The sequence below is a fragment of the Duganella qianjiadongensis genome, from assembly GCF_009857915.1.
Taxonomy (GTDB): Bacteria; Pseudomonadota; Gammaproteobacteria; order Burkholderiales; family Burkholderiaceae_D; genus Rugamonas; species Rugamonas qianjiadongensis.
Genome location: NZ_WWCM01000020.1, coordinates 1 through 26,218 on the forward strand (window position 1 = coordinate 1; position 26,218 = coordinate 26,218).

General features: G+C 53.4%; 22 protein-coding genes. All 22 read left to right on the forward strand.

Annotated elements, in window-relative coordinates; translation table 11 throughout:
- Positions 1-556 precede the first annotated feature (556 nt).
- The 22 genes from xrtB to GTP27_RS20395 all read left to right on the forward strand — a co-directional run bounded on the left by xrtB (position 557) and on the right by GTP27_RS20395 (position 26,102).
- Entirely contained in the window at positions 557-1,465 is a 909-nt protein-coding gene (xrtB, locus tag GTP27_RS20290) for an exosortase B (RefSeq protein WP_229634256.1), read from the forward strand.
- Entirely contained in the window at positions 1,462-2,154 is a 693-nt protein-coding gene (gene epsI / locus GTP27_RS20295; protein ID WP_161040931.1) for an exosortase-associated protein EpsI, B-type, read from the forward strand. Before xrtB ends, epsI begins: the two co-directional genes overlap by 4 nt.
- A 44-nt stretch (positions 2,155-2,198) precedes the next feature.
- Positions 2,199-3,689 (forward strand): O-antigen ligase family protein, encoded by a 1,491-nt coding sequence (locus GTP27_RS20300; RefSeq protein WP_161040932.1) that lies wholly within the window; start codon positions 2,199-2,201, stop codon positions 3,687-3,689.
- 66 nt (positions 3,690-3,755) lie between these two features.
- Positions 3,756-5,204, forward strand: coding sequence for a phenylacetate--CoA ligase family protein (locus tag GTP27_RS20305; protein WP_161040933.1), 1,449 nt, complete (start codon positions 3,756-3,758; stop codon positions 5,202-5,204).
- Entirely contained in the window at positions 5,201-6,253 is a 1,053-nt protein-coding gene (locus tag GTP27_RS20310; protein WP_161040934.1) for a glycosyltransferase family 4 protein, read from the forward strand. The genes GTP27_RS20305 and GTP27_RS20310 overlap by 4 nt, the downstream gene beginning before the upstream one ends.
- 139 nt (positions 6,254-6,392) lie before the next feature.
- Positions 6,393-7,502: a non-hydrolyzing UDP-N-acetylglucosamine 2-epimerase gene (gene wecB, locus GTP27_RS20315; RefSeq protein ID WP_161040935.1), complete on the forward strand. Its 1,110-nt coding sequence runs from the start codon at positions 6,393-6,395 to the stop codon at positions 7,500-7,502.
- Positions 7,499-8,254 (forward strand): WecB/TagA/CpsF family glycosyltransferase, encoded by a 756-nt coding sequence (locus tag GTP27_RS20320; protein ID WP_229634257.1) that lies wholly within the window; start codon positions 7,499-7,501, stop codon positions 8,252-8,254. The genes wecB and GTP27_RS20320 overlap by 4 nt, the downstream gene beginning before the upstream one ends.
- A gap of 36 nt (positions 8,255-8,290) precedes the next feature.
- Positions 8,291-9,571, forward strand: coding sequence for a nucleotide sugar dehydrogenase (locus GTP27_RS20325; RefSeq protein WP_161040936.1), 1,281 nt, complete (start codon positions 8,291-8,293; stop codon positions 9,569-9,571).
- Between the two features lie 7 nt (positions 9,572-9,578).
- Positions 9,579-10,613, forward strand: a complete 1,035-nt coding sequence (locus GTP27_RS20330) for an SDR family oxidoreductase (protein WP_371865966.1) — start codon at positions 9,579-9,581, stop codon at positions 10,611-10,613.
- Between the two features lie 133 nt (positions 10,614-10,746).
- On the forward strand, positions 10,747-12,660 hold the full coding sequence (locus GTP27_RS20335) for an ATP-binding cassette domain-containing protein (RefSeq protein WP_161040937.1): 1,914 nt from the start codon (positions 10,747-10,749) through the stop codon (positions 12,658-12,660).
- A gap of 94 nt (positions 12,661-12,754) precedes the next feature.
- On the forward strand, positions 12,755-13,453 hold the full coding sequence (locus GTP27_RS20340) for a CAAX prenyl protease-related protein (protein ID WP_229634258.1): 699 nt from the start codon (positions 12,755-12,757) through the stop codon (positions 13,451-13,453).
- Between the two features lie 47 nt (positions 13,454-13,500).
- A complete protein-coding gene (gene epsL, locus GTP27_RS20345; RefSeq protein WP_161040938.1) occupies positions 13,501-14,790 on the forward strand; it encodes an XrtB/PEP-CTERM-associated polysaccharide biosynthesis outer membrane protein EpsL in 1,290 nt (429 codons plus the stop codon).
- Between the two features lie 10 nt (positions 14,791-14,800).
- Positions 14,801-16,183, forward strand: a complete 1,383-nt coding sequence (locus GTP27_RS20350; protein WP_161040939.1) for an undecaprenyl-phosphate glucose phosphotransferase — start codon at positions 14,801-14,803, stop codon at positions 16,181-16,183.
- A 239-nt stretch (positions 16,184-16,422) separates the two neighbouring features.
- Positions 16,423-17,424 (forward strand): EpsD family peptidyl-prolyl cis-trans isomerase, encoded by a 1,002-nt coding sequence (locus GTP27_RS20355; protein WP_161040940.1) that lies wholly within the window; start codon positions 16,423-16,425, stop codon positions 17,422-17,424.
- A 31-nt stretch (positions 17,425-17,455) separates the two neighbouring features.
- The gene (gene epsE / locus GTP27_RS20360; protein WP_161040981.1) at positions 17,456-18,244 is read left to right on the forward strand and encodes a polysaccharide export protein EpsE; all 789 of its coding nucleotides are present in this window, start codon (positions 17,456-17,458) and stop codon (positions 18,242-18,244) included.
- 69 nt (positions 18,245-18,313) lie between these two features.
- Positions 18,314-19,717 (forward strand): chain length determinant protein EpsF, encoded by a 1,404-nt coding sequence (epsF, locus tag GTP27_RS20365; RefSeq protein ID WP_161040941.1) that lies wholly within the window; start codon positions 18,314-18,316, stop codon positions 19,715-19,717.
- A 13-nt stretch (positions 19,718-19,730) separates the two neighbouring features.
- The gene (epsG, locus tag GTP27_RS20370) at positions 19,731-20,612 is read left to right on the forward strand and encodes a chain length determinant protein tyrosine kinase EpsG (protein ID WP_161040942.1); all 882 of its coding nucleotides are present in this window, start codon (positions 19,731-19,733) and stop codon (positions 20,610-20,612) included.
- Between the two features lie 145 nt (positions 20,613-20,757).
- On the forward strand, positions 20,758-21,402 hold the full coding sequence (locus GTP27_RS20375) for a hypothetical protein (protein WP_229634262.1): 645 nt from the start codon (positions 20,758-20,760) through the stop codon (positions 21,400-21,402).
- 32 nt (positions 21,403-21,434) lie between these two features.
- Positions 21,435-22,436 carry a UDP-glucose 4-epimerase GalE gene (gene galE, locus GTP27_RS20380; protein WP_161040944.1) on the forward strand — a complete coding sequence of 334 codons (1,002 nt, stop codon included), beginning with the start codon at positions 21,435-21,437 and terminating at the stop codon, positions 22,434-22,436.
- A gap of 9 nt (positions 22,437-22,445) precedes the next feature.
- Complete coding sequence (locus GTP27_RS20385) at positions 22,446-23,606, forward strand: nucleotidyltransferase family protein (RefSeq protein WP_161040945.1); 1,161 nt, start codon at positions 22,446-22,448, stop codon at positions 23,604-23,606.
- Positions 23,603-25,018, forward strand: coding sequence for a mannose-1-phosphate guanylyltransferase/mannose-6-phosphate isomerase (locus tag GTP27_RS20390; RefSeq protein ID WP_161040946.1), 1,416 nt, complete (start codon positions 23,603-23,605; stop codon positions 25,016-25,018). The genes GTP27_RS20385 and GTP27_RS20390 overlap by 4 nt, the downstream gene beginning before the upstream one ends.
- A 70-nt stretch (positions 25,019-25,088) precedes the next feature.
- Positions 25,089-26,102, forward strand: coding sequence for a TIGR03790 family protein (locus GTP27_RS20395; RefSeq protein ID WP_308495304.1), 1,014 nt, complete (start codon positions 25,089-25,091; stop codon positions 26,100-26,102).
- Positions 26,103-26,218: the final 116 nt, after the last annotated feature.

The following is a 26,218-nucleotide window of genomic DNA, read 5'->3' on the forward strand; positions in this document are numbered from 1 at the left end:
AGATGCCGCAGCGAACTTGGAAGATGGCAGCAAACCAGTTTGCCATTCTGTTTGGGGAACGCTTCACCAACGCGATTAATTAACTACGAACCGCGACCCCGGCACACAAAATTCCTGACAGGTCCTTGGAAGCTGCTGCCATAACTTGTGATCATTGAGTGAAAACAAATTACAAGCACTGCCAAGCCAATGCGCAAGTAGTCGAATCCGCTAGCACGCCCGCCAGTCGCTGTAATTTGCTCATCTATGAGCGGCGCCGAAAGTAAAAACTTCAAATTAAACTCCGTTTACGCAATTTCTGTGGCTAGATGCTGCATCATTGCCGTTGTCAATTAGCTAAAGCCAGCAAGTGAGTATGCCTGAATTTGCGGAGGAGTCAAGATTTGGCGATGAATTGCCGTGGCGCAAGAGCGAAATACCTAGCAGGCGCGATGATTCGCTTTATAATTGCAATAGATGCACATTAAATGGTGTTTGTGCTAACATTGGACGTTTAATGTTAGCTGCTCCTTACATTTTTAGTAATTCTCGCTATTGAGGAATGATGAGCTCGAAAATGCAAAGTTTACCAACCGCAGCTAATATAAATGCACGGTTTCCAAGGCTGTTGGAGTCTCTTCCCATCATTGTGGGCTTGCTAGTTCTGTTTGTACCTACTCTCTATAGTCTATTGACTGGTATCTGGAGTTCGGACGAGCAGGCGCATGGCCCTATTGTGCTCTCCATTGCCGTTTGGCTCATGTACCGGAAATGGGACGAGATGCTTGTAGCAAGTGAAGGCAAGGCCGGGAGCACATGGGGGTGGATTCCTCTGGTGTTTGGCCTGTTGCTTTATATTTTAGGGCGTTCGCAGGAAATTCTTCTGTTCGAGGTCGGCTCCTCGCTGTGGCTTCTCGCTGGCGTTCTGCTATTGTTGCGCGGACCCGCAGCGCTCAAGGCTTACTGGTTCCCGCTGTTTTTCATGCTGTTCATGATTCCGCTGCCTGGGCCGATGGTTGATGCGCTCACTTTGCCGATGAAGACAGCAGTTTCCTTCGTGGCGGAGCACGTGCTTTACTGGGTGGGGTATCCGATTGCGCGCACTGGTGTGATGCTGCAAATCGGTCAGTATAGCTTGCTGGTGGCGGATGCCTGTGCTGGCCTCCACACTCTGTTCACGCTTGAAGCGTTAGGCCTACTTTACTTAAATATCGTACGGCACGACTCCACCTTCCGGAATATTATGCTGGCTTTGCTGATAGTTCCAATCTCGTTCACTGCCAACGTCATTCGTGTGATGGTGCTGACCTTAATTACCTATCACTTTGGCGATGCAGCAGGGCAGGGCTTCCTGCATGGGTTCGCAGGTATGGTGCTGTTCGCCAGTGCGTTGATGCTGATTATCGGTGTTGACTCGTTGCTGCGCTTTGGTGCACCCGATGCAGGGAAGAATGATGGACGCGCTGTCACGGGAGAAACGGCATGAAACAGTTTATGCGCTTGTCGCTGGCTATTGCGACGATGATGGTATTGGCCGCCTGTGCGACCGCCTATTTAACGCCAACCAAGCGCCTCACCGCCAAAGAGGATGCAATTGACCTGGAGGCGGCGGTGCCTAAGCAATTTGGTGGCTGGACCATGGAAACTGGCGGAGTACCCTTTGTTCCCTCTGAGGATACCAAGGAGTTGATTGCGCGAATTTATGATCAGACACTGAACCGAACATATGTTAATTCGGCAGGTGAGCGCATCATGCTGTCGATCGCGTATGGCGGAAGTCAAACACGGCAATTGCGTGCCCACCGTCAGGAGGTTTGTTACACCGCGCAAGGTTTTCAAATTTCCCAATTGGAACAAGCTAACTTGCAAATCGGAAACTCTACAATCCGCGGTACCCGTATGCTAGCCCGTCAGGGCGATGTTCGCGTTGAGCCCGTCACTTACTGGTTCACCATGGGGGATACAGTGGTTCAGAGCTATGTGGATCGTCAGATAGCCCAGCTGAAGTATGCGATGTCGGGCGTGATCCCAGATGGTTACCTCTACCGCGTTTCGTCTTTATCATCCAACTCTGCGCAGGCTTATGCTAAACAGGCTGCGTTTTCCACGGAGCTGCTGAGCCAGGTTGATCCGCGTTTGGCGCAGCGCTTGCTTGGTGGTGCAAGTAAACGATAATAGCCTCTACATCCATTTTCTAAATTTCAGGAATCGCTTCGTTCATGACAGGCACAAAGCACATACTTTTTATTGCAGGATTTCTGCTATTTGCCATCTTGCTAGGCATGCTTGTTGGTTTGGGCGCCGGGATTCCGTTAATCGCAATCATAGTGCTGATATGCGGATTGATTGCGACGATGGTGGACTATCGCGTTGGTGTAATTCTGGTTGTTGTGATGATGCCGCTTGCCGCGACGGTGCTGATGCCGCGGCAAATGTTAGGCATCCCCGGTTTTACGCCATTAAATATTGTATTGGCAGGCACCCTGGGGGCTGCAGTACTGGCGGGCGTAGTAGGCCGCAAGTGGTTGGCGCCAGTTCCGTGGCGCCTGTTTGCCCCTATTATTATCCTGTTGACGTCGGGCGCCCTAATCGGCATGGGGAAAGTGCATAACATAGCGGCGCATTATTATCTCAATACACCGACGCTATATACGACGGCCAGTGCCTATCTGGTCGCAGAATTGATTAAGCCTTTACTTATACTTGTGGCGGTTTGGCTGCTGTGTGCTGCTGTTGCGCAAAGTGAAAAACCTCAACGCTGGGTGGCTCTGGTAGGGGTTTCCATTGTCATGTTGCCGATTCTGGTGTTTTTGGTAGCTGCTCTGTCGGGTCTAAGCCTACGTGAGATGGCATCGCCGGCCGCGCGTACATTTTTGAACGCGACAGGCTTACATGCGAACGAACTGGCGGTGGAGTTGTTGCCAGCATATGCTGCCGCCCTTTTTATGTTCCCGTCATATCGTAGTTTGAATGCCAAGACATGGGGCGTTGCGGTGATGGGGGCCACGGTACTGGCCTTAGTACTGACGTTCTCCCGGGCGGCGTTCTTGGGTGTGATTTTAGTCACCTTTGCATTCTTCTTCTTGCGTGGTAGCTACCGTTATATTTTTGCGGGAGTGCTGGTATTTGCAGTGGTGGCAGCGTTCTTGCCAGATTCCATAGTTGAGCGAGCAACCACCGGTATCGGGCAAAAAGGAACGATAGGCGCCCATAATGATCCGCTGACGGCAGGCAGGGTACGTGGTATCTGGTTGCCTCTGTTGCCCGATGTGGCAAAGCATCCAATATTGGGTGACGGTACCAGTTCTATTCTTTGGTCTACGCCGGCGCGCCAGGGCTTAATTGTGGAAGGGCATCCGCATAATGCCTATCTGCGTCTGGTCAAAGACCATGGGATAATTGGTATTCCAATTATTGGCTACTTCTTGCTGCAGGTTTGGCGCTTGTTCAGGCGATTGGCGCGCGATGAAGAGCAGTCGCCGCTGGTGAGGGCGTATTTCAACGGAATGTCTGTCGCGTTGCTTGTGTTTTTTGTGCAATGCATGTCTGGGACGCGTCTGATTTTCGAATTACTGCACGTATTTTATTGGCTTGCCATAGCCATAGGCTTGGGACTGGAAGCGCGTAAGCTGCGGCTGAGTCAACAGAGTGAGCGAGAGGTGGCGCCGCACTGGAATTCTTTTAGTGGCGCTACTCGTGCGGTGCGCTAATCGGTAGTTGTTGATTTTTAGTCTCGGTTTAAAAATTTTCGCGCAATTTTATAAGAAGAAAATCGCATGCCGATGGAAGATATTATTCACCCATTCTTGAAGCACTATACGGCCGCGCCGCAGTGGATCAAGACTACAGTGGGTGGCATTTATTCGCACATACCAACCAGTTTTCGATACGGCGTCAGGTACGAGAAATTTCTTGCGGAAATACACGGCTGCCGCGATCCGGTCTGGATGGCCAAGCGAGCTGACGAGAAGCTAATGCAGACCTTGCGCTGGGCCGCCGAGACGGTTCCAGCCTACCGGCCTATGCTGGCAGAATTAGGGCGTGACCGCTCTCCTGACGAGCTCCTGGCTGTTTTTCCATTGCTGGAAAAGGCCAGCCTGAAGAGCTCGATAGAAAGCTATCTCTCAAACGCCAAGGCACCGAGGCATCGCTTGGCGGCCCATACAGGTGGCTCAACTTCGATCCCGATGCGCCTGTATCTGGAAAAATATGTATCGCGATCCAAGGATTTTGCCTATAACGGTACGTTTGACACGGTTGCCGGCATAGGTCCGCAAGATCGTATTCTGGCCCTGCGCGGACGCACTGTGCCCGGCGCAGACCGGCCGGGCGGTCCAATCTGGATGTATGATCCCATCAAGCGCTATCTGCACCTGAGTTCTGATCATCTTGAGCCGCAGCATATGTCGCGCTACATCTCAGCTGCGCGCGAATGGAAGCCAACTTTCATTCATGCATTTCCGTCAGCCCTGGTGCCTTTCGCCAAGTGGCTGGAAGCCAACCCGGCGCCGGATATCACCGAGCGCATCCGCTGCGTCCAGCTGTTCTCCGAGAACGTGTATGACTATCAGATCGAGTTGATCCGGCGGGTGTTTAACTGTCCCGTTCTGCTGGATTACGGCCATACCGAAAGGGCACTGAAAGCCATTTCCTTGCCGGAAGATGGACGCTACTTTTTCTGGCCTCTTTATGGCAAGCTCGAGTTGATCGGATTTGATGGAAAGCCTGTCACCCGCCCGGGTGAACTCGGTGAAATCGTGGGGACCGGGTTTGACAACCGCGTTATGCCCTTGATCCGCTATCGCACGGGCGATCTGGCCATGTGGAGCGGAGAGCCGAACACCATCAGGCCGGGTTTTCCTGTCGTCGATCGCATCGAAGGACGCTTGCAGGAGTTCTTGGTCTGCAAGGAGCAGCGCTTGGTGTCCATCTGCACCATTGGTGCCGCGCATTTCGAGCAATTGGCCGATGCCGATCGGATGCAATTCGAGCAGAGTGAGCCAGGGCACGCCCTGCTAAAAGTTTTGTCGACGACCGAGCTCAGCGAATCGGCGCGCGCACAGCTGTCGGCCGGCATACGGGCGAAAACCCAGGGTGGGCTGGAGGTGGAGATAGTGCGTGTAGACGAGATTGCTAGAACCTCGACCGGCAAGCACAAGTTGCTGGTTCAAAATCTGGACATTAGCAGCTATCTCGGCGCTTCCCATATTCAGGGGGAGGAATGAAGCGGGTAATCATGATAGGTCCTTCGCCTAGCGCAAAAGGCGGGATCGCAACGGTAATAGGGACTTTATTGCGGGTCGGTTATGAACGCGATGGGCACTGCCGTTTTATTCAGACCCATATCAGTGCCGGCTTAGTGCGCAAGGCCTGGGTGGCTCTCTGGGCATTGCTGCGCGTTACATGTTTGATGGCTACTGGCCAGGTCGCACTGCTGCATGCACATGTGGCGTCCGAGGCCAGTTTCTGGCGTAAAGCTATCTTTATACGTGTGGCGCAGTTTTTTGGATGCCCGGTAATTTTCCATTTGCATAGCGGAGAATTCAGAGTCTTTCTTGAACAACGCATGAGTCCTGGGCAGCGCAAATTCGCGGTCGCCCTGATGCGTCGGGTTGATTATGCGCTGGTATTAAGTGATGACGCGGCTCAGTTGCTGAGCGGGATAGGTGTACGAAATATTGAGCTTCTCCCTAATCCGATTGAGATAAACCGGGTCAGTCCGGCTCGCCAGACGAGTAGTGAAATTCTTTTCCTGGGAAGGCTGGATAATAAGAAGGGCGTTTATGATCTATTGCGAGCGTTTAAATATGTGCGTGATCAAGTACCAGAGGCGCGGCTGATTCTGGGCGGCGAGGGTGAAGTTGCTCAGGTGCGTGAATTGGCGACGGCGCTAGGTATACTGAATGCGGTAGAGTTGCCAGGCTGGGTCAACGAAGCTCAGCGATCAGTTCTGCTGGCACGAGCTGCAGTGTTCGTCTTGCCATCGCATTTTGAACAAATGCCCATGACGGTGTTAGAAGCCATGGTGGCTGGGGTGCCAGTAGTGGCGACCCGGGTTGGCGGTGTGCCGTGCATGCTGGAGAATGGAGCATGCGGAAAACTTGTCGATGTTGCCGATCTGGATGCTCTGGCCAGTGCCATTACCGGACTTCTGGTCGACAGACCTGCTGCGCAGGCGATGGCTGAGCGTGCGCACCAACGGGTGCTGAAAGAGTATGAGGCAGGTGTTGTACTTTCTCGGCTGCAAGAGCGATATGCGGCATTGGCCCAGTAGGGTTTTTTTGTTGGTTGATGTTGCCTATATTGCCATGTTAGGTCTGCATGGTGTACAGTGTGGCGGCTTTGGCTTTTAATGTTGCGGTGCATCATGGGCGGATGCCTGGCACTTTTTAATTGGCGGAACTTTCGATCTTATGACCAAGCCTTTGATTTACCTGGTTGCCGGCGCACGGCCCAATTTCATGAAAATTGCGCCTATCGTACGCGCATTTCAGGCGCATGGCGGGCTGGAATTTAAAATTATCCACACCGGTCAGCATTACGATCACGACATGAACGATGTATTTTTCCAGGAGTTGGGCATACCCGCTCCCGACTTGTTTATGGCCGCTGGTGGTGGAGGTCATGCTCAGCAGACGGGCAAGATTATGCTGGCGTTCGAAGAACTGTGTCAGCAGCAGCGGCCTAGTGCTGTACTGGTGGTTGGCGACGTCAATTCAACGCTGGCTTGTTCAATTGTTGCCAAGAAATTGCAGATTCCAGTTGCCCACGTCGAGGCCGGACTACGTAGCGGCGACATGGCGATGCCGGAAGAAATCAACCGTCTGGTCACTGACAGTATTACTGATTGGTTCTTCGTTACTGAACCCAGCGGCATGGAACATCTGGCACGCGAAGGTAAGCCGGCGTCGGCCGTGCATTATGTAGGCCACGTAATGGTCGACAATGTGCTGTATCAGGCGGAAAAGCTTGCTCGCTCGGGCGGTGCGGCGCTCGATCCTAACGGTTTCAAAGCGTCGCAGGCCGGTGCACGGTATGGCGTGCTGACCTTGCATCGCCCAAGCAACGTGGATGATCCTGTAACGATGGCACGAATTGCCAGCGGCTTGCGAGAAATTGCAGCGGAATTGCCGTTGATTTTCCCCGTGCATCCGCGTACCCGCGCCAACCTCGACAAGTTTGGTATCGATTTGGGGCCTAACGTCATGCTGGTTGGGCCGCAAGGTTATATGGCCTTTTTGAACCTGTGGAAAGACGCCGCGGTGGTGCTTACCGACAGCGGTGGCCTGCAGGAAGAAACCACGGCTCTGGGGGTGCCTTGCGTGACCATACGCGAGAATACTGAGCGTCCGGTAACGGTCGATGAAGGTTCGAATGTGCTGGTCGGCACAGACCCGCAGCAAATGGTGGCACAGGTCCAGTTAATTCTCAGTGGTCAGGGCAAGCAGGGGCGCCGTCCCGCCCTTTGGGATGGCAAAGCCGCCGAACGTATCGTCACCGTGCTGGCAGAGGTGTTGGCATGAGCGATGCAGTGAACGATTCGGGCCGTATTACCATGATGGGCTGTCAGATGGATAATCTGACGATGGAAGAAACTTTGCAACGCGTCGAGAGTTTTATCGCCAGCGGCAAACCCCACCAGCACGTGGTGGTCAATGTTGATAAGCTGGTGAAAGCCGATCGCGATTCTGAGCTGCGCCGCATCATTAATGAATGCGCGCTGATCAACGTTGATGGCATGCCGGTCGTGTGGGCTTCGCGCCTGTTGGGCAAACCGATCAAGGAGCGCGTGGCCGGAGTAGACCTGTTTGACTCCTTGATGGGACGTGCGGCCGAGCGTCAGTGGCGCGTCTATTTGCTTGGGGCGCGCGAAGAAGTGGTGTCCGGTGTCAAATCAGTTTACGAGCAGCGCTACCCGAATCTGATTGTGGCCGGCTATCGCAATGGCTACTGGAAGCCGGAAGAAGAAGCGGGGGTGGTGGAGGCGATCAGCGCGGCACGTGCTGATTTGCTGTTCGTCGCGATTAGCTCGCCCAAGAAGGAGCATTTCTTGGGGCGGTATCAGGAACAGATGAAAATTCCGTTTGCAATGGGCGTTGGCGGCACGTTCGACGTCGTGGTAGGACGGGTTCAGCGGGCTCCCCTATGGATGCAGCGCAATGGTCTCGAATGGTTTTACCGTTTCCTGCAAGAGCCGCGCCGCATGTTCCGGCGTTATTTTATTGATGATATGGCGTTTATCGGTCTTTTCCTCAAGGAATGGATACGCCGCTAGCAGTTCCACGTTTATTTTTCTGGTGAAGGATTTTTTATGACTATTATCGCTGTTATCGGACTGGGCTATGTGGGCCTGCCTCTGGTGGTCGAATTTGGTAAGCATTCCCGTACCATTGGTTTTGACATCGCACAAAACAAAGTAGATGCATGCCTGCGCGGTACCGACCCCTCGCGTGAACTGACCGACGAGGAAATGGCTGCATCGAAATTTGCCGAATACACTTCGGATCCTGCCAAGCTGGGCGAGGCAGATATCATTATCGTCGCCGTTCCTACCCCGGTCGATGATGCTCGCCAACCAGACTTTACGCCACTCATCGGTGCGTCGCGCAGTGCTGGGCGCAATATGAAATCGGGCGCCATTGTGGTGTATGAGTCGACCGTTTATCCAGGCGCCACGGAAGAGATCTGCATTCCTGTTCTGGAAAAAGAATCGGGTAAAACCTGGAAGAAGGACTTCTTCGTAGGCTATTCGCCAGAACGTATCAATCCGGGCGATCGTGAGCACACGCTGACCAAGATTCTGAAGATTGTTTCTGGTGACACGCCAGAAACTCTGGAAGCTGTGGCCAAGATGTATGAGAGCATCGTTATTCCTGGCGTGCATCGTGCTTCGTCGATCAAAGCTGCTGAAGCAGCCAAGGTGATCGAAAACACCCAGCGCGATCTGAATATTGCGCTGATGAACGAACTGGCCATTATTTTCGACAAGCTCGATATTGATACCAGCGAAGTACTCAAGGCTGCGGGCACCAAGTGGAACTTCCTCAAGTTCAGCCCAGGCTTGGTGGGCGGCCACTGCATCGGCGTAGACCCTTACTACCTGACCCATAAAGCGGAAAAAATTGGTTACAACCCACAGGTGATTCTGGCTGGCCGCCGTATTAATGATGGTATGGCTAAGTACATTGCCGAGCAGACTATCAAGAACATGATTGCGGCCGGTAGTTACATCAAGGGTGCCCGCGTAAACGTACTGGGTCTAACCTTTAAAGAGAACTGCGGCGACCTGCGTAATTCCAAGGTAGCCGATGTGATTACCGAATTGAAGAGCTACGGGGTGGAAGTGTTTGTGCACGATCCGCACGCTGAGGCTGAAGGTGCTGAGCACGAGTACGGCGTACAGTTGACCAGTTGGAATGATCTGCCGCGTGCCGACGCGATTGTAGCGGCGGTATCGCATAAGGAATTCGTCGCCATGGCAGCAGAGGACTTCGCTGCGAAGCTGGTCAAGGGCGGCTGTTTCATCGACGTAAAAGCTTGTTTCAACCAGGTAGCACTGGAGCAGGCCGGTTTGCGCGTCTGGCGTCTGTAAGATAGGGATGGACATGACTGCGTATCAAACCTTGCGCCAGCAATTGCTCGCCCAGCCGCGTAAGTGGCTGGTGACTGGGGTTGCCGGCTTCATCGGTTCGAACCTGCTTGAAACCTTGCTGAAACTGGATCAGCAAGTGGTAGGGCTCGATAACTTTATGACGGGGCATCAACACAATCTGGATCAGGTTCAGGCTGCGATCAGTCCGCAGCAGTGGGCGCGCTTCCAGATGATCACGGGCGACATCCGTGATGTGGAGGTTTGCCGTCAAGCTAGTGCGGGCGTTAACTACGTGCTGCATCAGGCAGCGCTGGGCAGTGTGCCCCGCTCCGTTGAAGATCCGATCACAACCAACGCATGCAATATCAGCGGTTTCCTGAATATGCTCGTTGCTGCCCGCGATGCCGGCGTTGAGCGCTTTGTCTATGCCGCTTCCAGCTCGACCTATGGCGACCATCCGGCACTGCCGAAGGTGGAAGATGCGATAGGCCGTCCGCTGTCACCCTATGCGGTAACCAAGCTGGTCAATGAACTGTATGCGGACGTGTTTGGTCGTACCTATGGCATGGCCACTATCGGTCTGCGCTACTTCAACATCTTTGGCCCGCGCCAGGACCCTGCTGGCGCCTATGCTGCAGTCATTCCTAAGTGGATTGCCGCCATGATTGCAGGCGAGTCGGTACGCATAAATGGTGACGGCGAAACCAGCCGCGATTTTTGCTATGTCGCCAATGCAGTGCAGGCTAATTTGCTGGCCGCGACGGTGACCGAGGCAGAAGCTATTGGCCAGGTGTACAACGTGGCCGTTGGTGACCGTACCACGCTGAATGAAGTGTGCGAAAGCATGCGGGCTGCGCTGGCGCCGAAATTCCCCCATCTCGAGGATTTCAAGCCTAGTTATGGCGATTTCCGGGTGGGTGATGTGCGCCATTCGCAGGCTGACGTTTCCAAGGCCAAGCGCCTGCTGGGATATGCGCCCAGCCACCGTATTGCTGATGGCTTGCAGGAATCTCTGGCCTGGTATGTGTCACGGCTGAGCTAATGCGTGAATGGCACAGGCACTGGCGTGAAGTATCCCGCCAGTGCCTGTGCTTATGCCAGTACAATGGCGGCTTCTTCCATCTTATAGCTGATGTGACGGTAAAGCTAAAGGCCGTTGCTTCCCCATTTCCCTTATGGCTGTCATTTCTCTCTCATCCGCGCAACTGGCTTTTGGCCACGTCGCATTGCTCGATAATGCTGAATTCTCGCTTGAAACTGGAGAGCGTGTTGGTCTGATCGGTCGCAATGGTACGGGTAAATCGTCATTGCTTAAAATTATTTCCGGACGTACCAAACTGGATGATGGTCTCTTGGTACAGCAGCAAAGTTTGAAGATCGCCTATGTCGAACAGGAACCCGCCTTCGACCCAGTGCAATCAGTATATGCTGCTGTTGCCGCTGGAATGGGGACCCAGCAACAACTGCTGCATGAATACGAATCCCTGACCGGTCAGATTGGGCAAGGCGATGATGAATCGATCATGGAGCGCATGCACGAGCTGCAGTTACAACTCGATGCGACAGACGGCTGGAATATTGCCAATAAGGTGCAAACTGCATTGGATCGACTGAATCTGGATGGTGCCGCGTTGATGGGGACCTTGTCTGGCGGAATGCAAAAGCGGGTAGCCCTTGCGGTTGCTCTGGTAGCTGCGCCCGACGTGCTCTTGCTTGATGAGCCAACCAATCATTTGGACTTCACGGCCATTGCCTGGCTTGAAGGTTTGCTGCGCGATTTCAAGGGGTCTGTGTTATTTATTACCCATGACCGTAGTTTCCTCGATAACGTCGCGACACGGATCATCGAACTTGACCGCGGGCGCCTGCTGTCTTATCCCGGTAATTTTAGCGCGTACCAGACCCGCAAGGGTGAGCAGCTTGAGATCGAAGAGGTCGAAGCTGCTAAGTTTGATAAATTCCTTGCTCAAGAAGAAGTCTGGATACGTAAGGGTGTTAAAGCACGCCGGGTACGCGATGAGGGGCGGGTCCGTAGGCTGGAATCGTTGCGCTTGCAGCGTGCCGCGCGCCGCGAACAGCAAGGGCAAGTCAAGCTTGAGCTCTCTGCGGGTGAGCGCTCAGGGAAAATTGTTGCGGATATGGAAAATATATCCAAGAGCTTTGGCGAGCAGCAGATTGTGTGCGATTTTAGTGCCACCATTCTGCGCGGCGATAAAGTCGGCCTGATAGGACGTAATGGGGCTGGTAAGACGACGCTGCTAAAAATGATACTGGGCGAATTGCCGCCAGATCAAGGGATTGCGCGTTTGGGAACCCGCTTACAAGTTGCATATTTCGATCAGATGCGTGCACAGTTGAACGAAGAGGCTAGTTTAGTGGATACCATTGCGCCGGGCAGTGACTGGGTAGAAGTGAACGGCCAGCGCAAACACGTTATGAGCTATCTCGGGGATTTCCTATTTGCCCCGGAGCGGGCGCGCTCTCCAGTCAAATCGCTGTCGGGCGGCGAGCGGAATCGTCTGCTGCTTGCGCGTCTGTTTGCCAAGCCGGCCAACTGTCTGGTGCTAGATGAGCCCACCAACGATCTCGATATCGATACATTGGAACTCTTAGAAGAGTTGCTGGAGGAATACACAGGAACGGTATTCCTCGTTAGCCATGATCGCATGTTTCTTGATAATGTAGTCACCCAGGTCATTGTTGCGGAAGGGGATGGCTTATGGCGTGAGTACGTAGGGGGCTATTCCGATTGGGAACGAGTGGCGGCAACCCTTGCAGCTGAGAAAAAAACGCAAGCAAAGCCGGCCGTCGCTGACTCCAAGCCGGTATCAACTGCTGCAGATGTTTCAGCTGTCAAACCGAAGAAGCTTAGCTATAAAGAGCAGCGCGAACTTGAGGCGTTGCCCGAACAGATAGCTATGCTTGAAGACGAACAGCGCGCATTGTCGATTTCCTTGGCTGCTCCTGATATATACCGGCAGAACCCCGCAGAGGCCAAGCGCATGAGTGCACGAATCGAGGAAATCGAAATTTTGTTATTGGAAGCTCTGGAGAAGTGGGAGCAGATTGAAGCGCGTAGTCGAATTTAATCTGAGCTTGGTCAATCTTGTGAGAGGACGTGCTGAAAAATGCGCAGGCCGCGGAATGTACATTCAAGTTTTTATATTGTGTGGCGAGTAATTCATGACGCCCCCGCGTCGATGGTTGGCGGGGCAATTTATGGTTAGTCAGGCAGGGGTGGCGCGCGTATTGCCGTTTGTAATCTATATAGCATTTATTGCTATAGCTGATGGGTTAAGCCGAATTGGGATGAGTGCCGATGCCCTGCGCTGGCTCTATCCCGTCAAAATCACTGCCGTTTCAATAGCCCTCGTCGTATTTTGGAAACAGTATCAAGAGTTGGCAACAATTCACATCCGTTGGCGTTCACTATTCTTGTCTGCCAGTGCCGGCTTGCTGGTATTGTGGCTTTGGATAACGTTGAATGCCGACTGGATGATAGTTGGTCACTCCGCTGGATTCGATCCGCGCGATGACGGGCACATCAACTGGTGGCTCGTGTCGGTGAGGCTGTTCGGAGGGGCTGTGGTTGTTCCGGTCATGGAGGAACTTTTCTGGCGTTCGTTCCTGATGCGGTGGATCGTTGCCCAAGATTTTAAAACGGTAGTACCTGCCACAATAAATTGCAAAAGTTTCATTGTTTCAGTGATATTATTCGGAATTGAACACAATCAGTGGCTCGCGGGAATTGTCGCTGGCTGTGTTTATAGCTTGCTTTACATGCGGACTAATAAACTTTGTTTATCCATATTGGCGCATGCAGTGACTAACGGCGGACTCGGACTCTGGATTCTGGCTTCTGGCCAATGGAGTTACTGGTAAGATATCGTAGTATCGATTTTTTAACATTTCTCAAAGACGAATAATTCATGCAGAGCCCTTTGGACATTCACTCCGATCGCCATGTCAAGACTATGTTTGCGCATGCCTTCGCAATGCTACCCGCAGGTCTTAGAAAGGCTGACTTTGTACGTAACTGCTGGCTAGGTGTTGCATTGATGAGTGCACTTGGCGCCAACGCGCAGCAGGTTCAATCTGGAATTCATCCTTATGCCACCATTGGCCAGTCCTATGACGACAACTTATTTCGTCTGAGCGACAATAATCCTGGCTATGGCGGTGTGCGCAGCGATCGATATACTCAACTGCAAGCAGGTTTGCTGGTCAATGAGACGCTGGGCCGCCAGACAGTCAAGTTCCAGGCCAATGCCAGCCGCGTGAAGTTTGAACATTTCACTCAGCTTGACTACAACGGTAAGGATGCGCAGGTCGAATGGGATTGGCAGCTTGGTAATCGTCTGCAGGGTACGGCTGGCATGATGTATGCTCAGGTTCTCGCCCCTTATACAGACGTTCTGACGAGTGAGCGCAATCTGCGCGTTCAGCGGGACGAGTTTGCCACGGCACGCTGGAGTTTTCACCCAAGCTGGCGCGCAACTCTGGGCTATACGCGCGATGTTTATAGCTACGATCTGACTAGCCAAGCATATAATAATCGCACCGTGGGCGCCGGAATGTTGGGGATTGATTATTTGGCATCTACCGGGAGTTCCGTAGGGGTAAGGGTTGATCAGATTCGTAGTCGATACGATATTCTGCGCAGCATTAGCGGCCGTATGATTGATGCCGGAAATGATCAGAACGATGTCAAATTGGACATTGACTGGCGTGTTACGCCGATTACGAGCGTACAATTTCTTGGTGGTTGGGCGAAGCGCAAGCACGTCTATTTTACAGAGCGTGATTCAAGCGGGTTTAATGCCAAACTTAAAGCAGCGACTTCGATGGACGGCCAACTGGGGTTGAATGGTGCGATCTGGCGAGAGTTTGTGGCGGTAGAAAGTTCCGTCGCTAGTTATGCTACGCAAACGGGCGTCAGTGCCAATCTGTTCTGGAATTTAACTTCCAAGTTGCAGGCGACAGGGGAAGGACGGGTTGAGCGGCGCGCCTACAGCGGTTTACTGGTCAGCGCCACTACACTGGATGTCAGCGATCGCAACCGCCGATTTTCCCTGGGATTAATCTACATGCCGCTGAACAAGCTACAAGTTTCTACTTCGGTCTTTGAGGAAACGCGCACGGGCCTAGCTTCTTTGGTACTTGGGAATGGTAACTACCGCGCCAAGGGCATTTCTCTAAATGTTAATGTGCAATATTGATAGCAGCACCATGACCCTCAGTGATATTCCTTTGATTTCGTTCTTTCAGCGGGTGCTTGATCCGCTGATTATCATGGGGACGCTTTATTTTTGTTCGATAGCGTTCCACGAGCCATTTACCGGTTATGCACTGGTCTTGATGATATTGGCGTTTTTTGTTTCTTCGTCAGTTTATCAGTATGTCGATCCGTATCGTACTTGGCGTAGTGGGCGGATGTTCGCCTACGCACGGGATACGGTGGTCGGCTGGTTGATTACAGTCGGAGTACTGTGCTTTATTGGTTCCGCCAGCGGACTGAATCGCCGCTTGGATAACCAAGCAGTAATTGTGTGGTTCCTGATTACACCGGTGATCTTGCTGGTAAGTCACTGGGCGCTTCGGCGCGTGACCTTTGGGACCAGCAAAGACAGTGAAGTACGGTCGGTAGTCGTAGTTGGGGTGAATGAAGTAGGGTTGAAGTTTGCCAATGTATGCAAGCAGCATCCAAATCTATTCTTGAACGTACTGGGTTTCTTCGACGACCGGGTCGAAGACCGAGTAGCGGGTGGCGGGCGTGATCCTCTGCTTGGCAAAATGGTAGATATCCCGGCTTATGTGCGCGAGCACAATGTGAAAATGATCTTCATTAGTCAGCCGATTTCTGCTCAGCCCCGTATCCGAAAGTTGCTTGACGAGTTGCAGGATACGACGGCATCGGTATATTTCCTTCCTGATATCTATGTGTTTGACTTGATGCAAGCTCGTTTTGATAGTGTCGGTGGCATGCCAGTGGTGGCAATCCGTGAGTCGCCATTTACGGGCATAAACAGTATGGTCAAGCGCGTGAGCGATATTGTGCTTGCATTAATTATCCAGATTGGGCTGTCGCCGATCATGCTGGTTATCGCGCTTGCGGTGAAAATGAGTTCGCCCGGGCCAGTGATATTCCGTCAGCGCCGGTATGGTCTGTATGGCGAAGAAATTATTGTTTATAAGTTCCGTTCGATGACCGTTACCGATGATGGCCCGACCGTTGTACAGGCAAAGGTAAATGATGCACGGGTGACTCGAGTAGGCGCATTCTTGCGCCGTACCTCACTCGATGAGTTGCCTCAATTCATCAATGTTCTACAGGGAAGAATGAGCATCGTGGGACCGCGTCCTCACGCAGTCGCACACAATGAGTTGTACCGCAAACTGATCAAAGGTTATATGCTGCGCCACAAAGTGAAACCTGGAATTACCGGGTGGGCTCAGGTGAATGGATTGCGCGGGGAAACTGAAACCTTGGATAAGATGGAGGCGCGAATTCATTACGATTTGGACTATTTACGCAAGTGGTCGTTGTGGCTAGATATCTGGATTATTTTGAAGACTGTGCATGTCGTATTGAAACGCGAGAATGCTCACTAAGGTGCAGGTTTTGACCCCATGTGGATAGTTCAATTTCTGTTGAATTAATAATGCGCTAGCGGTGCCGTATGTTATTTATAATATTGACAATCATGGAGCTGAGCATGCATACTTCGGCGCTAGTATTTGTGAGTTTTTGTCAATATTAATTGCTATTGATTATTGTTGTGCCGGGAGCGCAGCTAACATAGGTGGCGGATCGCAGTTGCTTTCGGGAAGCACCTTTTGGACTATCGAGGATGAATACGTTGAACCAGATCAGAAAGGCAAACTCAATGAACCGTGCTAAAACTCTTGCGACGCTACTGTTTGTCGCCGCTGGCTTGAGTGCTTGTGGCAATAAGGAATCTAAGCCCGGCCAGACACTGGTCCGGGTGAATGGCGAGGAGATTACTGTTTCTCAGTTGAATGAGGAATTGCAGCGGGCAAATGTTCAAGCACCCCAGCAGGAAGCGGCCAGCAAGCAGTTGATCGAGTCGCTGGTAGATCGTCAGTTGTTGGTGAATGAAGCGATGCAGGATAAGCTGGACCGTGACCCTAAGGTGGTGCAGGCAATTGAGCGGGCTAAGGCATTGATTATTGCCCAATCCTATTTGCAGAAAAAGTTGGGCCCGCCAGTCAAACCTAGCGCAGCGGATGTTGAAGCGTACTTCAATCTGCATCCGGAATTCTTTACCAATCGCAAACAGTTCGACATGAATGAATTGGTTTTTGCGACCAAGGATATGAATGACGCGTTGAAGGCGACCATCGATAGTGCAAAGTCGCTAGAGGAAGTTGCTAGCTGGATGGAGCAGCACAAAGTAGCGTTTGGCCGTACCCAGATTTCTCGTACCAGTGCTGACCTGCCGCCTGAACTGGTAAGCAAGTTGGTGGGCATGCCGCGTGGCCAGTTGTTTATCATTAAAGAGGGCGAGCGCAGCCTGCTGGTAGCGATCACTGAAATCAAAGATGCTCCAGTGAAGCTGGCCGCTGCTGCTGGCCAGATCGAACAATATCTGGTCAACAAGAAAAACAAAGATGCGGCTGATGCCGAGCTGGCACGTCTGCGCGGTAAGGCAAAAATCGAATATCTGAATGGTCGTCAGCCACCAGAAAAAGTCACTGCATCGGCTAGCGCAAGTGCTTTGGCTGAAGCGCCTGCTGTACCTGCCCAGGCGCCCACCGTGGGTGGTAGTGATAAGTCCGAGGTGAAATCGGATGACGCAGCGACTGCACGCGGTGTTACTGGATTGAAATAAACTTCCCTGACCGATAAGAGGTAGCATAATGATGAAACAACTGACTAAATGGCTTGCTTTGCTGGCGGTGTTGCTTATGTTTAGCAATGCGCAAGCTGCGGATGCGGTGCTGGGGCCTGGTGATATTCTCAAAATATCAGTGTACGGAAACCCAGACCTGGCAACCGAAACGCGGGTCAGCGACGCCGGTACGATTACCTTCCCTTTGCTGGGACCTGTGGAAATCGGTGGTTTGACCGCGACCAGTGCCGAGAAAAAGCTGGGCGGACTGCTTGAAACAGGCGGCTTCTTACGCAAGGCCCAAGTTAATATCCTGATCACGCAGATTCAGAATCAGCAGATATCTGTGCTGGGCCAGGTTAACCGCCCTGGACGTTATCCTATCGAAGGGCGTCGCAGCATTCTGGATATGCTGGCCATGGCTGGCGGCATCGCTGCTGATGGCGGTGATACAGTTTCCTTGATCCGCAAGCGAAATGGTACCACTACCAAGGAAGTGGTCGATATCATTGGTATGGTGCGGACCGGAGAGCTGGAGAAAGACTTCGAATTGGCAGCGAATGATGTTCTGTATGTCGAACGTGCGCCGCGCTTTTACATCTATGGCGAAGTTCAGCGCCCGGGACCGGTGCGGCTTGAACGCTCTATGACCGTGCTGCAAGCTTTGTCGGCAGGGGGTGGTTTGACACCACGTGGTACTGAGCGCGGCATGGTCATCAAACGCCGTGACATCAAAGGCAAGCAGCAGGTGCTCGATGCCAAACAGGATGACTTGGTGCAACCTGATGATGTGGTATACGTAAAAGAAAGCCTGTTTTAAGCCGTGGGCCTGAGCTAGTACTATCGCAATGCTCGGGCTTCTGTTTGCAATTCTTGTGAGAGTGTTTTCATGAACCCTACCCAATTCCTGCACGTCATGCGCGCCCGCAAGGGGATCGTGCTTCTAGTGCTTTTGGTTACGGTCGTTGCCACGACCATCGTTAGCCTTGTCTTGCCTAAGACTTATAAGGCGACTGCTTCCATTCTGCTGAACTATAAGGGCGTTGACCCAGTGACCGGCCTGACAATGCCGGGGCAACTGATGCCCGGCTACATGGCAACTCAGACTGATATCATTGGCAGTAAGAAGGTTGCATTGCGTGTGATTGATCGTCTTGGACTAGCGAACAATCCGACTGTTATCGAACAGTTTAATGATTCCACTCAGGGTAAGGGCAATGTGCGCGACTGGCTGGCTGATATTTTGCTCAAGAAGTTGGAAATTGCTCCATCCCGTGAAAGCAGTGTCGTAGAAATTAGCTTTAAGGGTAACGACCCGGCGTTTGTTGCGGTAGTTGCCAATACGTTTGCAGATGAGTACCAGAAAGTAAGCGTGGCGCTGCGAGTGGAACCATCTAAGAATGCTGCGGCCCATTTCAATGAGCAGCTGAAACAGCTGCGAGACAATGTCGAGGCAACCCAGGCTCGCTTGTCTAAATACCAGCAGGAAAATGGTATTGTCAGCGTGGATAACAGACTTGACGTCGAAACTAACCGTCTGAACGATTTGTCAGCTCAGCTGGTAGCAGCTCAGGGGCAACTGATGGAAGCGAACTCCCGGGCTGGTATTGCCAGCGGATCGACCGATTCGCCTGATATCAATGGAAATCCATTAGTGCAGAATTTGCGTATCGGTCTCGGCAATGCTGAAAGCAAGCTTGCCGAAATGTCGCAACGTTTGGATCGTAATCACCCTCAATACCAAGCTGCAAAAGCTGAAGTGGAGAAACTGCGTACTGATCTGAACGCGGCAATCAAGAGCGCTGGTAGTAGTGTAGGCAATAACGCAGCCATTTTCCGTCGCCGTGAGGCTGAGGTTCGTGCTGCGCTGCAGGAACAGAAGCGCAAGGTTCTGGAGCTGAACCGTACCCGAGACGAACTTGGTGCTCTGGCTAAGGATGTGGAAAATGCCCAGCGTGCGTTCGATATTACGTCCCAACGGTTCTCCCAGACTCATCTTGAAGGTCAGAGCGAGCAGTCCGATGTGGCGATCCTCAACCCTGCTGTTGCCCCGATAGATGCCTCAGGTCCTAAACTCATGTTAAATATTGTGCTGTCGTTTGTATTGGGCTCGATGCTCGGTACTGGTCTTGCGCTGGCAGCTGAACTACTTGACCGACGCGTCCGATCGGAGAGTGATTTGACTGACGCTCTGGAAATTCCGGTATTTGGGGTGATCGATTGGAATGTCACCACGCGTAAGCCTAGCCGCTTGCGGAATCTGCTGTCGCAACGTCGTCTGCGCTTGAATTAATAAGGGAACTGTTATGAATGCTCCAGTCCAATCTGTTTCTTCGTCCGCTACTTCGACGCCGCGCACTTCCGATTCCAGTATCGGCGGCCTGTTGCTTGAATCCGGCAAAATTACGCCTGAAAATGCCGAGCGCGTATTGCGTATGCAAAAAGAGCTAGGCATCCGTTTTGGCGAGGCAGCCCAGCGCCTCGGTCTTATCACTGAAAGCGACATTCAGCAGGTGCTGGCGCGCCAGTTTGACTATCCATACTTGCAGGCTGGCGAAGGGAGTTACTCGCCTAAGCTGCTAGCGGCATATCAGCCGTTTAGTAACCAGGTAGAGCAACTGCGTGCAATCCGTAGCCAGTTGATGTTGCGCTGGTTCGCACGCGGCCATAAAGGCTTGGTCATTATCGGCGTGGATTCCGGTGAAGGCACTAGCCTGTTTGCCGCCAATCTGGCAGTGGTATTTTCCCAGTTGGGCGAACAAACCCTGCTAGTGGACAGCAATCTGCGTAAGCCTAGTCAGCATGAAATCTTTGATCTGAAGTCTCGCCAGGGGCTATCGGATATTCTGGCTGGGCGCGCCGATACCAACGTTGTGGCCAAGGTTGATGCTTTCGTTGACTTGTCCGTACTGGTGGCCGGTACTTTGCCGCCTAACCCACAGGAACTGCTGAGCCGTAATAGTTTTGCGGCGCTGACCCCACGTCTCGATCAGCATTACGATGTGGTTCTGTACGATGTAGCTCCCTTCTCGGTGGGCGCCGATGCGCTGGCGATCGCTTCGCGTGTTGGTGGCGTACTCGTTGTGGCTCGGAAGAATCACACTAGGATCGAGGACATCAATGCGCTGCGCGAGCAGATGCGCCATAGTGGTGCGGAAGTCATCGGCTCGGTGCTGGTCGACTTTTAATCGTCTCATTGAAAAAGCCGGCTATGCCGGCTTTTCTATCTGGTTAAGACCGATGCCCCCTCTGACTAGGCTTTCCCGGCCTGAGCAAAGTGGTGCTGCTCTGATAATCTTGTTGGTAGTGGTTCTGGGCGCAGCGACTTTGCTCATGCGTTTTGCTGAACATTTGAATTTTGATCAGCGCCGTGAACGCATCACGCACCAGCGCTTGGCAGCAGCGCGCGACGCTCTGGTGGGTTACGCCGTATCTCACGGTCGCCTTCCTCGTCCTGCAGCCTCATCCCGCGACGGTAAAGAGGCGGAAGTTCCTTGTTCTACTGATGCGGACTGCACAGGCTTTATTCCGTGGGTCACCTTGGGTATCGATGGAGTGGACGGTTGGTGGCACTTGCTACGCTACAGCGTGACGCCCGCTCTGACAGGCCAAGAGGTACAGCGCGACGTCGTTCCGAATCGGACTGTAGCAAGGCGCCTTTCTAACGGTGATATGGTGTACGTGGTGGGACAGGACGAGTGCTCCAGTGCTCTGTTGTGTGCTCCTGCTGTTGTGTTCTCGACCGGTAAGAATAATTTTGGGGTTAGCCCGCAAGGGCTGCTACAGCACCCGAGTACTAGCGATGGTACCAGTATTGACGAACTGCGTAACATCACTGCGTCGCGCAACTATATTAGCCGGGAAAAAAGTACGGACGCTGCCGCCATCGGGGGATCGTTCGACGATTTGGTGGTGTGGGTCGATGTCGGACGCTTGCTGTCGTCTATGGATAAAACATTTCAACTTCGCGGAAAGTAGTACGCTACTATTTAATTGCCCTGGGATTAACGATGAATATTCTTGTGACGGGCGGTCTGGGCTACATTGGCTCCCATACCTGCGTTGAATTAATGAAGTCCGGGCACGCCGTGGTGGCGCTGGACAACCTGTGCAATAGCCATCGCTCAGTGGCGGAGCGGGTAGCTCGGATCACAGGGCAGCCGCTGGACTGGGTGGAAGCCGACATCCGTGATCGCGCGGCGATGGAAGCGCTGTTTGCCGCGCGCCAGTTCGATGCGGTGATTCATTTTGCTGGACTGAAAGCCGTGGGCGAGTCGGTCGAGCAGCCTTTGCGCTACTACGACAACAACGTCACGGGTAGTCTGGTACTGTTTGAAACCATGGCTAAATTTGCTGTGAAGACGCTGGTATTCAGCTCTTCTGCAACTGTGTATGGCGACCCGGCCTCGGTGCCGATACTGGAAGACTTCCCGCTGTCGGCCACCAATCCCTATGGCCGCAGCAAGCTGATGATAGAGGAAATGCTGCGCGATCTCTACAAGGCTGATACTAGCTGGCGGATTGCCTTACTGCGTTACTTCAATCCGGTCGGTGCCCATGAGAGCGGACTGATAGGTGAGCAGCCCAATGGCACCCCCAATAACCTCGTGCCTTATGTGGCGCAGGTCGCAGCTGGGCAGCGCAGCGTTTTGTCGGTATATGGCAACGACTACCCGACCCCTGACGGCACTGGCCTGCGCGACTACATCCACGTGGTCGATCTGGCGCTGGGTCACCTTGCTACATTAAACAAGCTGGCAAGTGCTGCTGGCGTCTATACTTACAATCTGGGTACGGGACGCGGCAACAGCGTGCTCGAGATGGTGCGTGCATTTGAGCAAGCTAGCGCGCGGACGATACCTTATCAGTTCGTAGCGCGGCGCCCCGGTGATATTGCTGCATGCTATGCTGATCCTTCTCTGGCAGAGCGTGAACTGGGCTGGAAAGCGCTGCGCAACATTGATCAGATGTGTGCTGATTCCTGGCGCTGGCAAACCATGTCCCGAATATAAGGAATCCGCATGAAAGCAATGATACTGGCGGCCGGCAAGGGGACCCGGGTTCGGCCCCTTACGTACGATTTGCCCAAGCCTATGATACCCATCCTCGGCAAGCCGGTGATGGCCTATCTGATCGAGCATCTGCATAAATACGGCGTAACCGAGATCATGGTCAACGTCAGCTATCTGCATGAAAAAATCGAAGAGTATTTCGGCGAAGGCCATCAGTTCGATGTGCAGATCGGGTATTCCTTCGAAGGCTACACCACCGACGATGGCGAAGTGGTGCCGCAGCCGCTGGGTTCCGCTGGTGGCATGAAGAAGATCCAGGAGTTCGGCGGCTTCTTTGATGACACCACCATCGTGCTGTGCGGCGACGCCCTGATTGATCTCGATATCAAATCTGCCTTATTCGAGCACCGCCGCAAGGGGGCGCTGGCTTCGGTAATCACAAAGGAAGTTCCCTGGGATAAGGTGTCGAGCTATGGCGTGGTGGTCACCGATGCCGATGGCCGGATTACGGAATTTCAGGAAAAGCCCAGCCAGAGTACCGCCAAATCCAATTTCGTCAGCACCGGCATCTATATTTTTGAGCCCGAAGTCATCGACCTGATACCTTCCGGGCAGATCTTTGATATCGGCTCGGAACTATTTCCACTGCTAGCCGCAAAGGGACTGCCGTTTTACGCCCAGACACGTGACTTCAACTGGATAGATATCGGTAGTGTGTCCGATTACTGGGAAACCTGCCAGAGCGTACTGATGGGGGAAGTGGCCAATCTGCACATGCCAGGTATCCAGGTTGATGATGGTTTATGGGTGGGGCTTAACACCAGCATAGACTGGGAAGGTACGCGCATTGAAGGTCCGGTCTATATCGGATCGGGAACGCGCATCGAGGCCGGGGTACACATCGTCGGCCCGAGCTGGATAGGTCATGGCAGCCATATCTGCGCCAGTGCCGAGGTGGTACGCAGCGTACTGTTCGAATACACTAGGGTGTTACCGAATGTTTCTTTGGACGAGATGATCGTGTTTAAGGATTATAGTGTCGACCGTTGCGGCGAGATGCGGCATGTATCGGAAATGCATCCTGACTCTTGGGCCAATGCGCGCGACCGGCGCAGCAAGCGGCGCACGGCGCAAGATACTGAATTAACTAAAAAGAGAATTAGTGCATGAAAATTTACCCGGTGATCCTTTCCGGTGGCTCTGGCACCCGTCTGTGGCCGCTTTCTCGGGCGGTGCTGCCGAAACAGTTGCTGCCGCTGGTTTCGGATCGCACGATGTTGCAGGAAACTGCATTGCGTCTGCACGATCGCCAGCACATTCAAGCACCATTGGTAGTATGCGGCAATGATCATCGCTTCCTCGCGGCGGAACAGATGCGTGAAATTGGCATTGAACCGCTCGGCATATTGCTGGAGCCAGTGGGACGTAATACGGCGCCTGCGGTGGCTGCCGCTGCTCACTATTTGCGCGCGATTGATCCTGCTGCCGTGATGCTGGTGCTGCCTGCCGATCACGTAATTAATAATGTCGATGCGTTTAATGCGGCGATCAATCACGCCGCAGCTATGGTGGAGCAGGGGGCGCTAGCCACTTTCGGCATCGTGCCTACCGGTCCGGAAACGGGCTATGGTTATATTCGTAGTGGTGCAGCAGCAGCTGCGCCGCATTGCTACACGGTCGATAGTTTTGTCGAGAAGCCGGACCGTGCCACGGCGCAGAGCTTTGTCGAAGCCGGAAATTACTACTGGAACAGCGGCATGTTCCTGTTCCGTGCGGACGTGTATCTGGCCGAGCTGCAGAAATTTGCGCCGGCGATAGCCGAAGCCACCGCCACCGCTGTCGGTAAGGATTATCGCGACCTGGACTTCTGCCGTCTGGATGAGGCGTCGTTTACTGCCTGCCCATCGGATTCGATAGACTACGCCGTGATGGAACACACCAAACACGCCATCGTTGTGCCAGCAGATATAGGCTGGAGCGATGTGGGTTCGTGGTCGGCACTGTGGGAAGTGCAGCAGCAGGACGGGCATGGCAACGCCACGCGCGGCGACGTTTATCTGGACGATGTCAGCGGTTCGCTGGTACGTGCCGAAAGCCGTATCGTGGCGGTGATAGGCGTGAAAGATCTGGTTGTGGTGGAAACTAATGATGCGGTGCTGGTGGCCCACAAGGATCAAGTTCAGCGCGTGAAGAACGTCGTGGATCACCTGAAGACCAAGCAGCGCACCGAGCACCTGCATCACACCAAAGTGTATCGTCCATGGGGCTGCTACGAAGGTATCGATATCGGCGATCGCTTCCAGGTTAAGCGCATTACCGTTAATCCGGGCGGCAAACTGTCGCTGCAGATGCACCACCATCGTGCCGAGCACTGGATAGTGGTCAGTGGCACGGCCAGTGTCACCTGCGGCGACAAGGTGACCTTGCTGACGGAAAACGAATCGACTTACATCCCGATCGGCATGACCCACCGGCTGGAAAATCCCGGCAAGCTGCCGCTACACCTGATCGAAGTACAGTCGGGCAGCTATCTGGGCGAAGACGACATTGTGCGCTTTGAAGATGTTTATCAGCGTGCCTAAGCTCTTGCGGTAAGGCTATAATCGAAACGGAAGCTGCGGCTTCCGTTTTTTTATTTGAAAGTTGACTGCCTTGCGCCATCTATTCCTGCTGTGTGCAGCCATGCTGCTGCTGACCTCTGCCCAAGCCCAAGTGCTGCCGCCGCGCGGACTCAGTGCGGCGCAACTAGCCATCGTCGTCAACGATGACGAACCTAACAGTGTCGAAATCGGCGAATACTACCGCAAGGCGCGCGCTATACCGGCTGCCAACATCGTTCATGTGCAGATCCCCCACAGTCCGCGCAAACTGGATGCCGATGAATTCGAAGCGCTGAAAACTAAAATCGACGCCCGTCTGTCGCCGGAAATCCAGGCTGTGCTGATGCTGTGGACCGCGCCGTATGCGGTCGAATGCAATTCCATCACCTCGGCCTATACACTGGGACTCGATAGCGCACTGTGCGCCAAACCGTGCGGGCCATCCAAACCCAGTGCTTACTACAATTCGCCCAGCACCCACCCGTACACCGACCTGAAGATGCGGCTGTCCATGCTGCTGCCTACCGATAATGTGGAAAATGCCAAGGCACTGATAGACCGCGGTGTGACCAGCGGCTTCTCGGCGCCGCAGGCCAGTGCGTATTTTCTCCAGACCAGCGACATTGCCCGTAGTAGCAGGGCGCGTTTCTTCCCGCGTTCCATGGTGCTGCCGCAACAACGGCTGAGCATCAAGACTCTGCAGGCCGATAGCATCGAGCAGGTCAGCGATATCATGGTCTATCAGACCGGGCTAAGCAGTGTCCCCAAACTGAATACCCTCAAATTCCTGCCCGGTGCACTGGCCGACCATCTGACCTCGTTCGGCGGCGACCTGCTTGGTTCTAGCCAGATGAGCAGCCTGCGCTGGCTGGAAGCCGGTGCCACCGCCAGCTATGGCACGGTCACCGAGCCCTGCAACCACTGGCAGAAATTCCCCAACTCCACCGTGCTGCTCAGCCAGTATCTGCGTGGCGCCAGTGCCATCGAGGCCTACTGGAAAAGTGTGGCCTGGCCAGCGCAGGGCGTGTTCATCGGCGAGCCGCTGGCAGCTCCTTACCGCCACTGAAGCTGGCAGCGCGGAACCTGAAGCAGCGCGTTTAGTCTGAATGGACTAATGCGCTGTCATCAAGGCGTCAATCGTGCGAATTACTATGCAAAATGTCATGTTTGAATACATTTTGT

What these genes read in the sequence shown, in the direction of transcription:
- GTP27_RS20390 (WP_161040946.1), top strand. Translation starts at nt 23,603, where the DNA reads ATGAAAATTTACCCGGTGATCCTTTCCGGTGGCTCTGGCACCCGTCTG.
- galE (WP_161040944.1), top strand. Translation starts at nt 21,435, where the DNA reads ATGAATATTCTTGTGACGGGCGGTCTGGGCTACATTGGCTCCCATACC.
- epsG (WP_161040942.1), top strand. Translation starts at nt 19,731, where the DNA reads ATGAATGCTCCAGTCCAATCTGTTTCTTCGTCCGCTACTTCGACGCCG.
- epsL (WP_161040938.1), top strand. Translation starts at nt 13,501, where the DNA reads ATGCAGAGCCCTTTGGACATTCACTCCGATCGCCATGTCAAGACTATG.
- GTP27_RS20340 (WP_229634258.1), top strand. Translation starts at nt 12,755, where the DNA reads ATGACGCCCCCGCGTCGATGGTTGGCGGGGCAATTTATGGTTAGTCAG.
- GTP27_RS20325 (WP_161040936.1), top strand. Translation starts at nt 8,291, where the DNA reads ATGACTATTATCGCTGTTATCGGACTGGGCTATGTGGGCCTGCCTCTG.
- epsI (WP_161040931.1), top strand. Translation starts at nt 1,462, where the DNA reads ATGAAACAGTTTATGCGCTTGTCGCTGGCTATTGCGACGATGATGGTA.
- GTP27_RS20335 (WP_161040937.1), top strand. Translation starts at nt 10,747, where the DNA reads ATGGCTGTCATTTCTCTCTCATCCGCGCAACTGGCTTTTGGCCACGTC.
- epsE (WP_161040981.1), top strand. Translation starts at nt 17,456, where the DNA reads ATGAAACAACTGACTAAATGGCTTGCTTTGCTGGCGGTGTTGCTTATG.
- GTP27_RS20310 (WP_161040934.1), top strand. Translation starts at nt 5,201, where the DNA reads ATGAAGCGGGTAATCATGATAGGTCCTTCGCCTAGCGCAAAAGGCGGG.
- GTP27_RS20300 (WP_161040932.1), top strand. Translation starts at nt 2,199, where the DNA reads ATGACAGGCACAAAGCACATACTTTTTATTGCAGGATTTCTGCTATTT.
- GTP27_RS20305 (WP_161040933.1), top strand. Translation starts at nt 3,756, where the DNA reads ATGCCGATGGAAGATATTATTCACCCATTCTTGAAGCACTATACGGCC.
- epsF (WP_161040941.1), top strand. Translation starts at nt 18,314, where the DNA reads ATGAACCCTACCCAATTCCTGCACGTCATGCGCGCCCGCAAGGGGATC.
- GTP27_RS20375 (WP_229634262.1), top strand. Translation starts at nt 20,758, where the DNA reads ATGCGTTTTGCTGAACATTTGAATTTTGATCAGCGCCGTGAACGCATC.
- wecB (WP_161040935.1), top strand. Translation starts at nt 6,393, where the DNA reads ATGACCAAGCCTTTGATTTACCTGGTTGCCGGCGCACGGCCCAATTTC.
- GTP27_RS20350 (WP_161040939.1), top strand. Translation starts at nt 14,801, where the DNA reads ATGACCCTCAGTGATATTCCTTTGATTTCGTTCTTTCAGCGGGTGCTT.
- GTP27_RS20385 (WP_161040945.1), top strand. Translation starts at nt 22,446, where the DNA reads ATGAAAGCAATGATACTGGCGGCCGGCAAGGGGACCCGGGTTCGGCCC.
- GTP27_RS20330 (WP_371865966.1), top strand. Translation starts at nt 9,579, where the DNA reads ATGGACATGACTGCGTATCAAACCTTGCGCCAGCAATTGCTCGCCCAG.
- GTP27_RS20320 (WP_229634257.1), top strand. Translation starts at nt 7,499, where the DNA reads ATGAGCGATGCAGTGAACGATTCGGGCCGTATTACCATGATGGGCTGT.
- xrtB (WP_229634256.1), top strand. Translation starts at nt 557, where the DNA reads ATGCAAAGTTTACCAACCGCAGCTAATATAAATGCACGGTTTCCAAGG.
- GTP27_RS20355 (WP_161040940.1), top strand. Translation starts at nt 16,423, where the DNA reads ATGAATACGTTGAACCAGATCAGAAAGGCAAACTCAATGAACCGTGCT.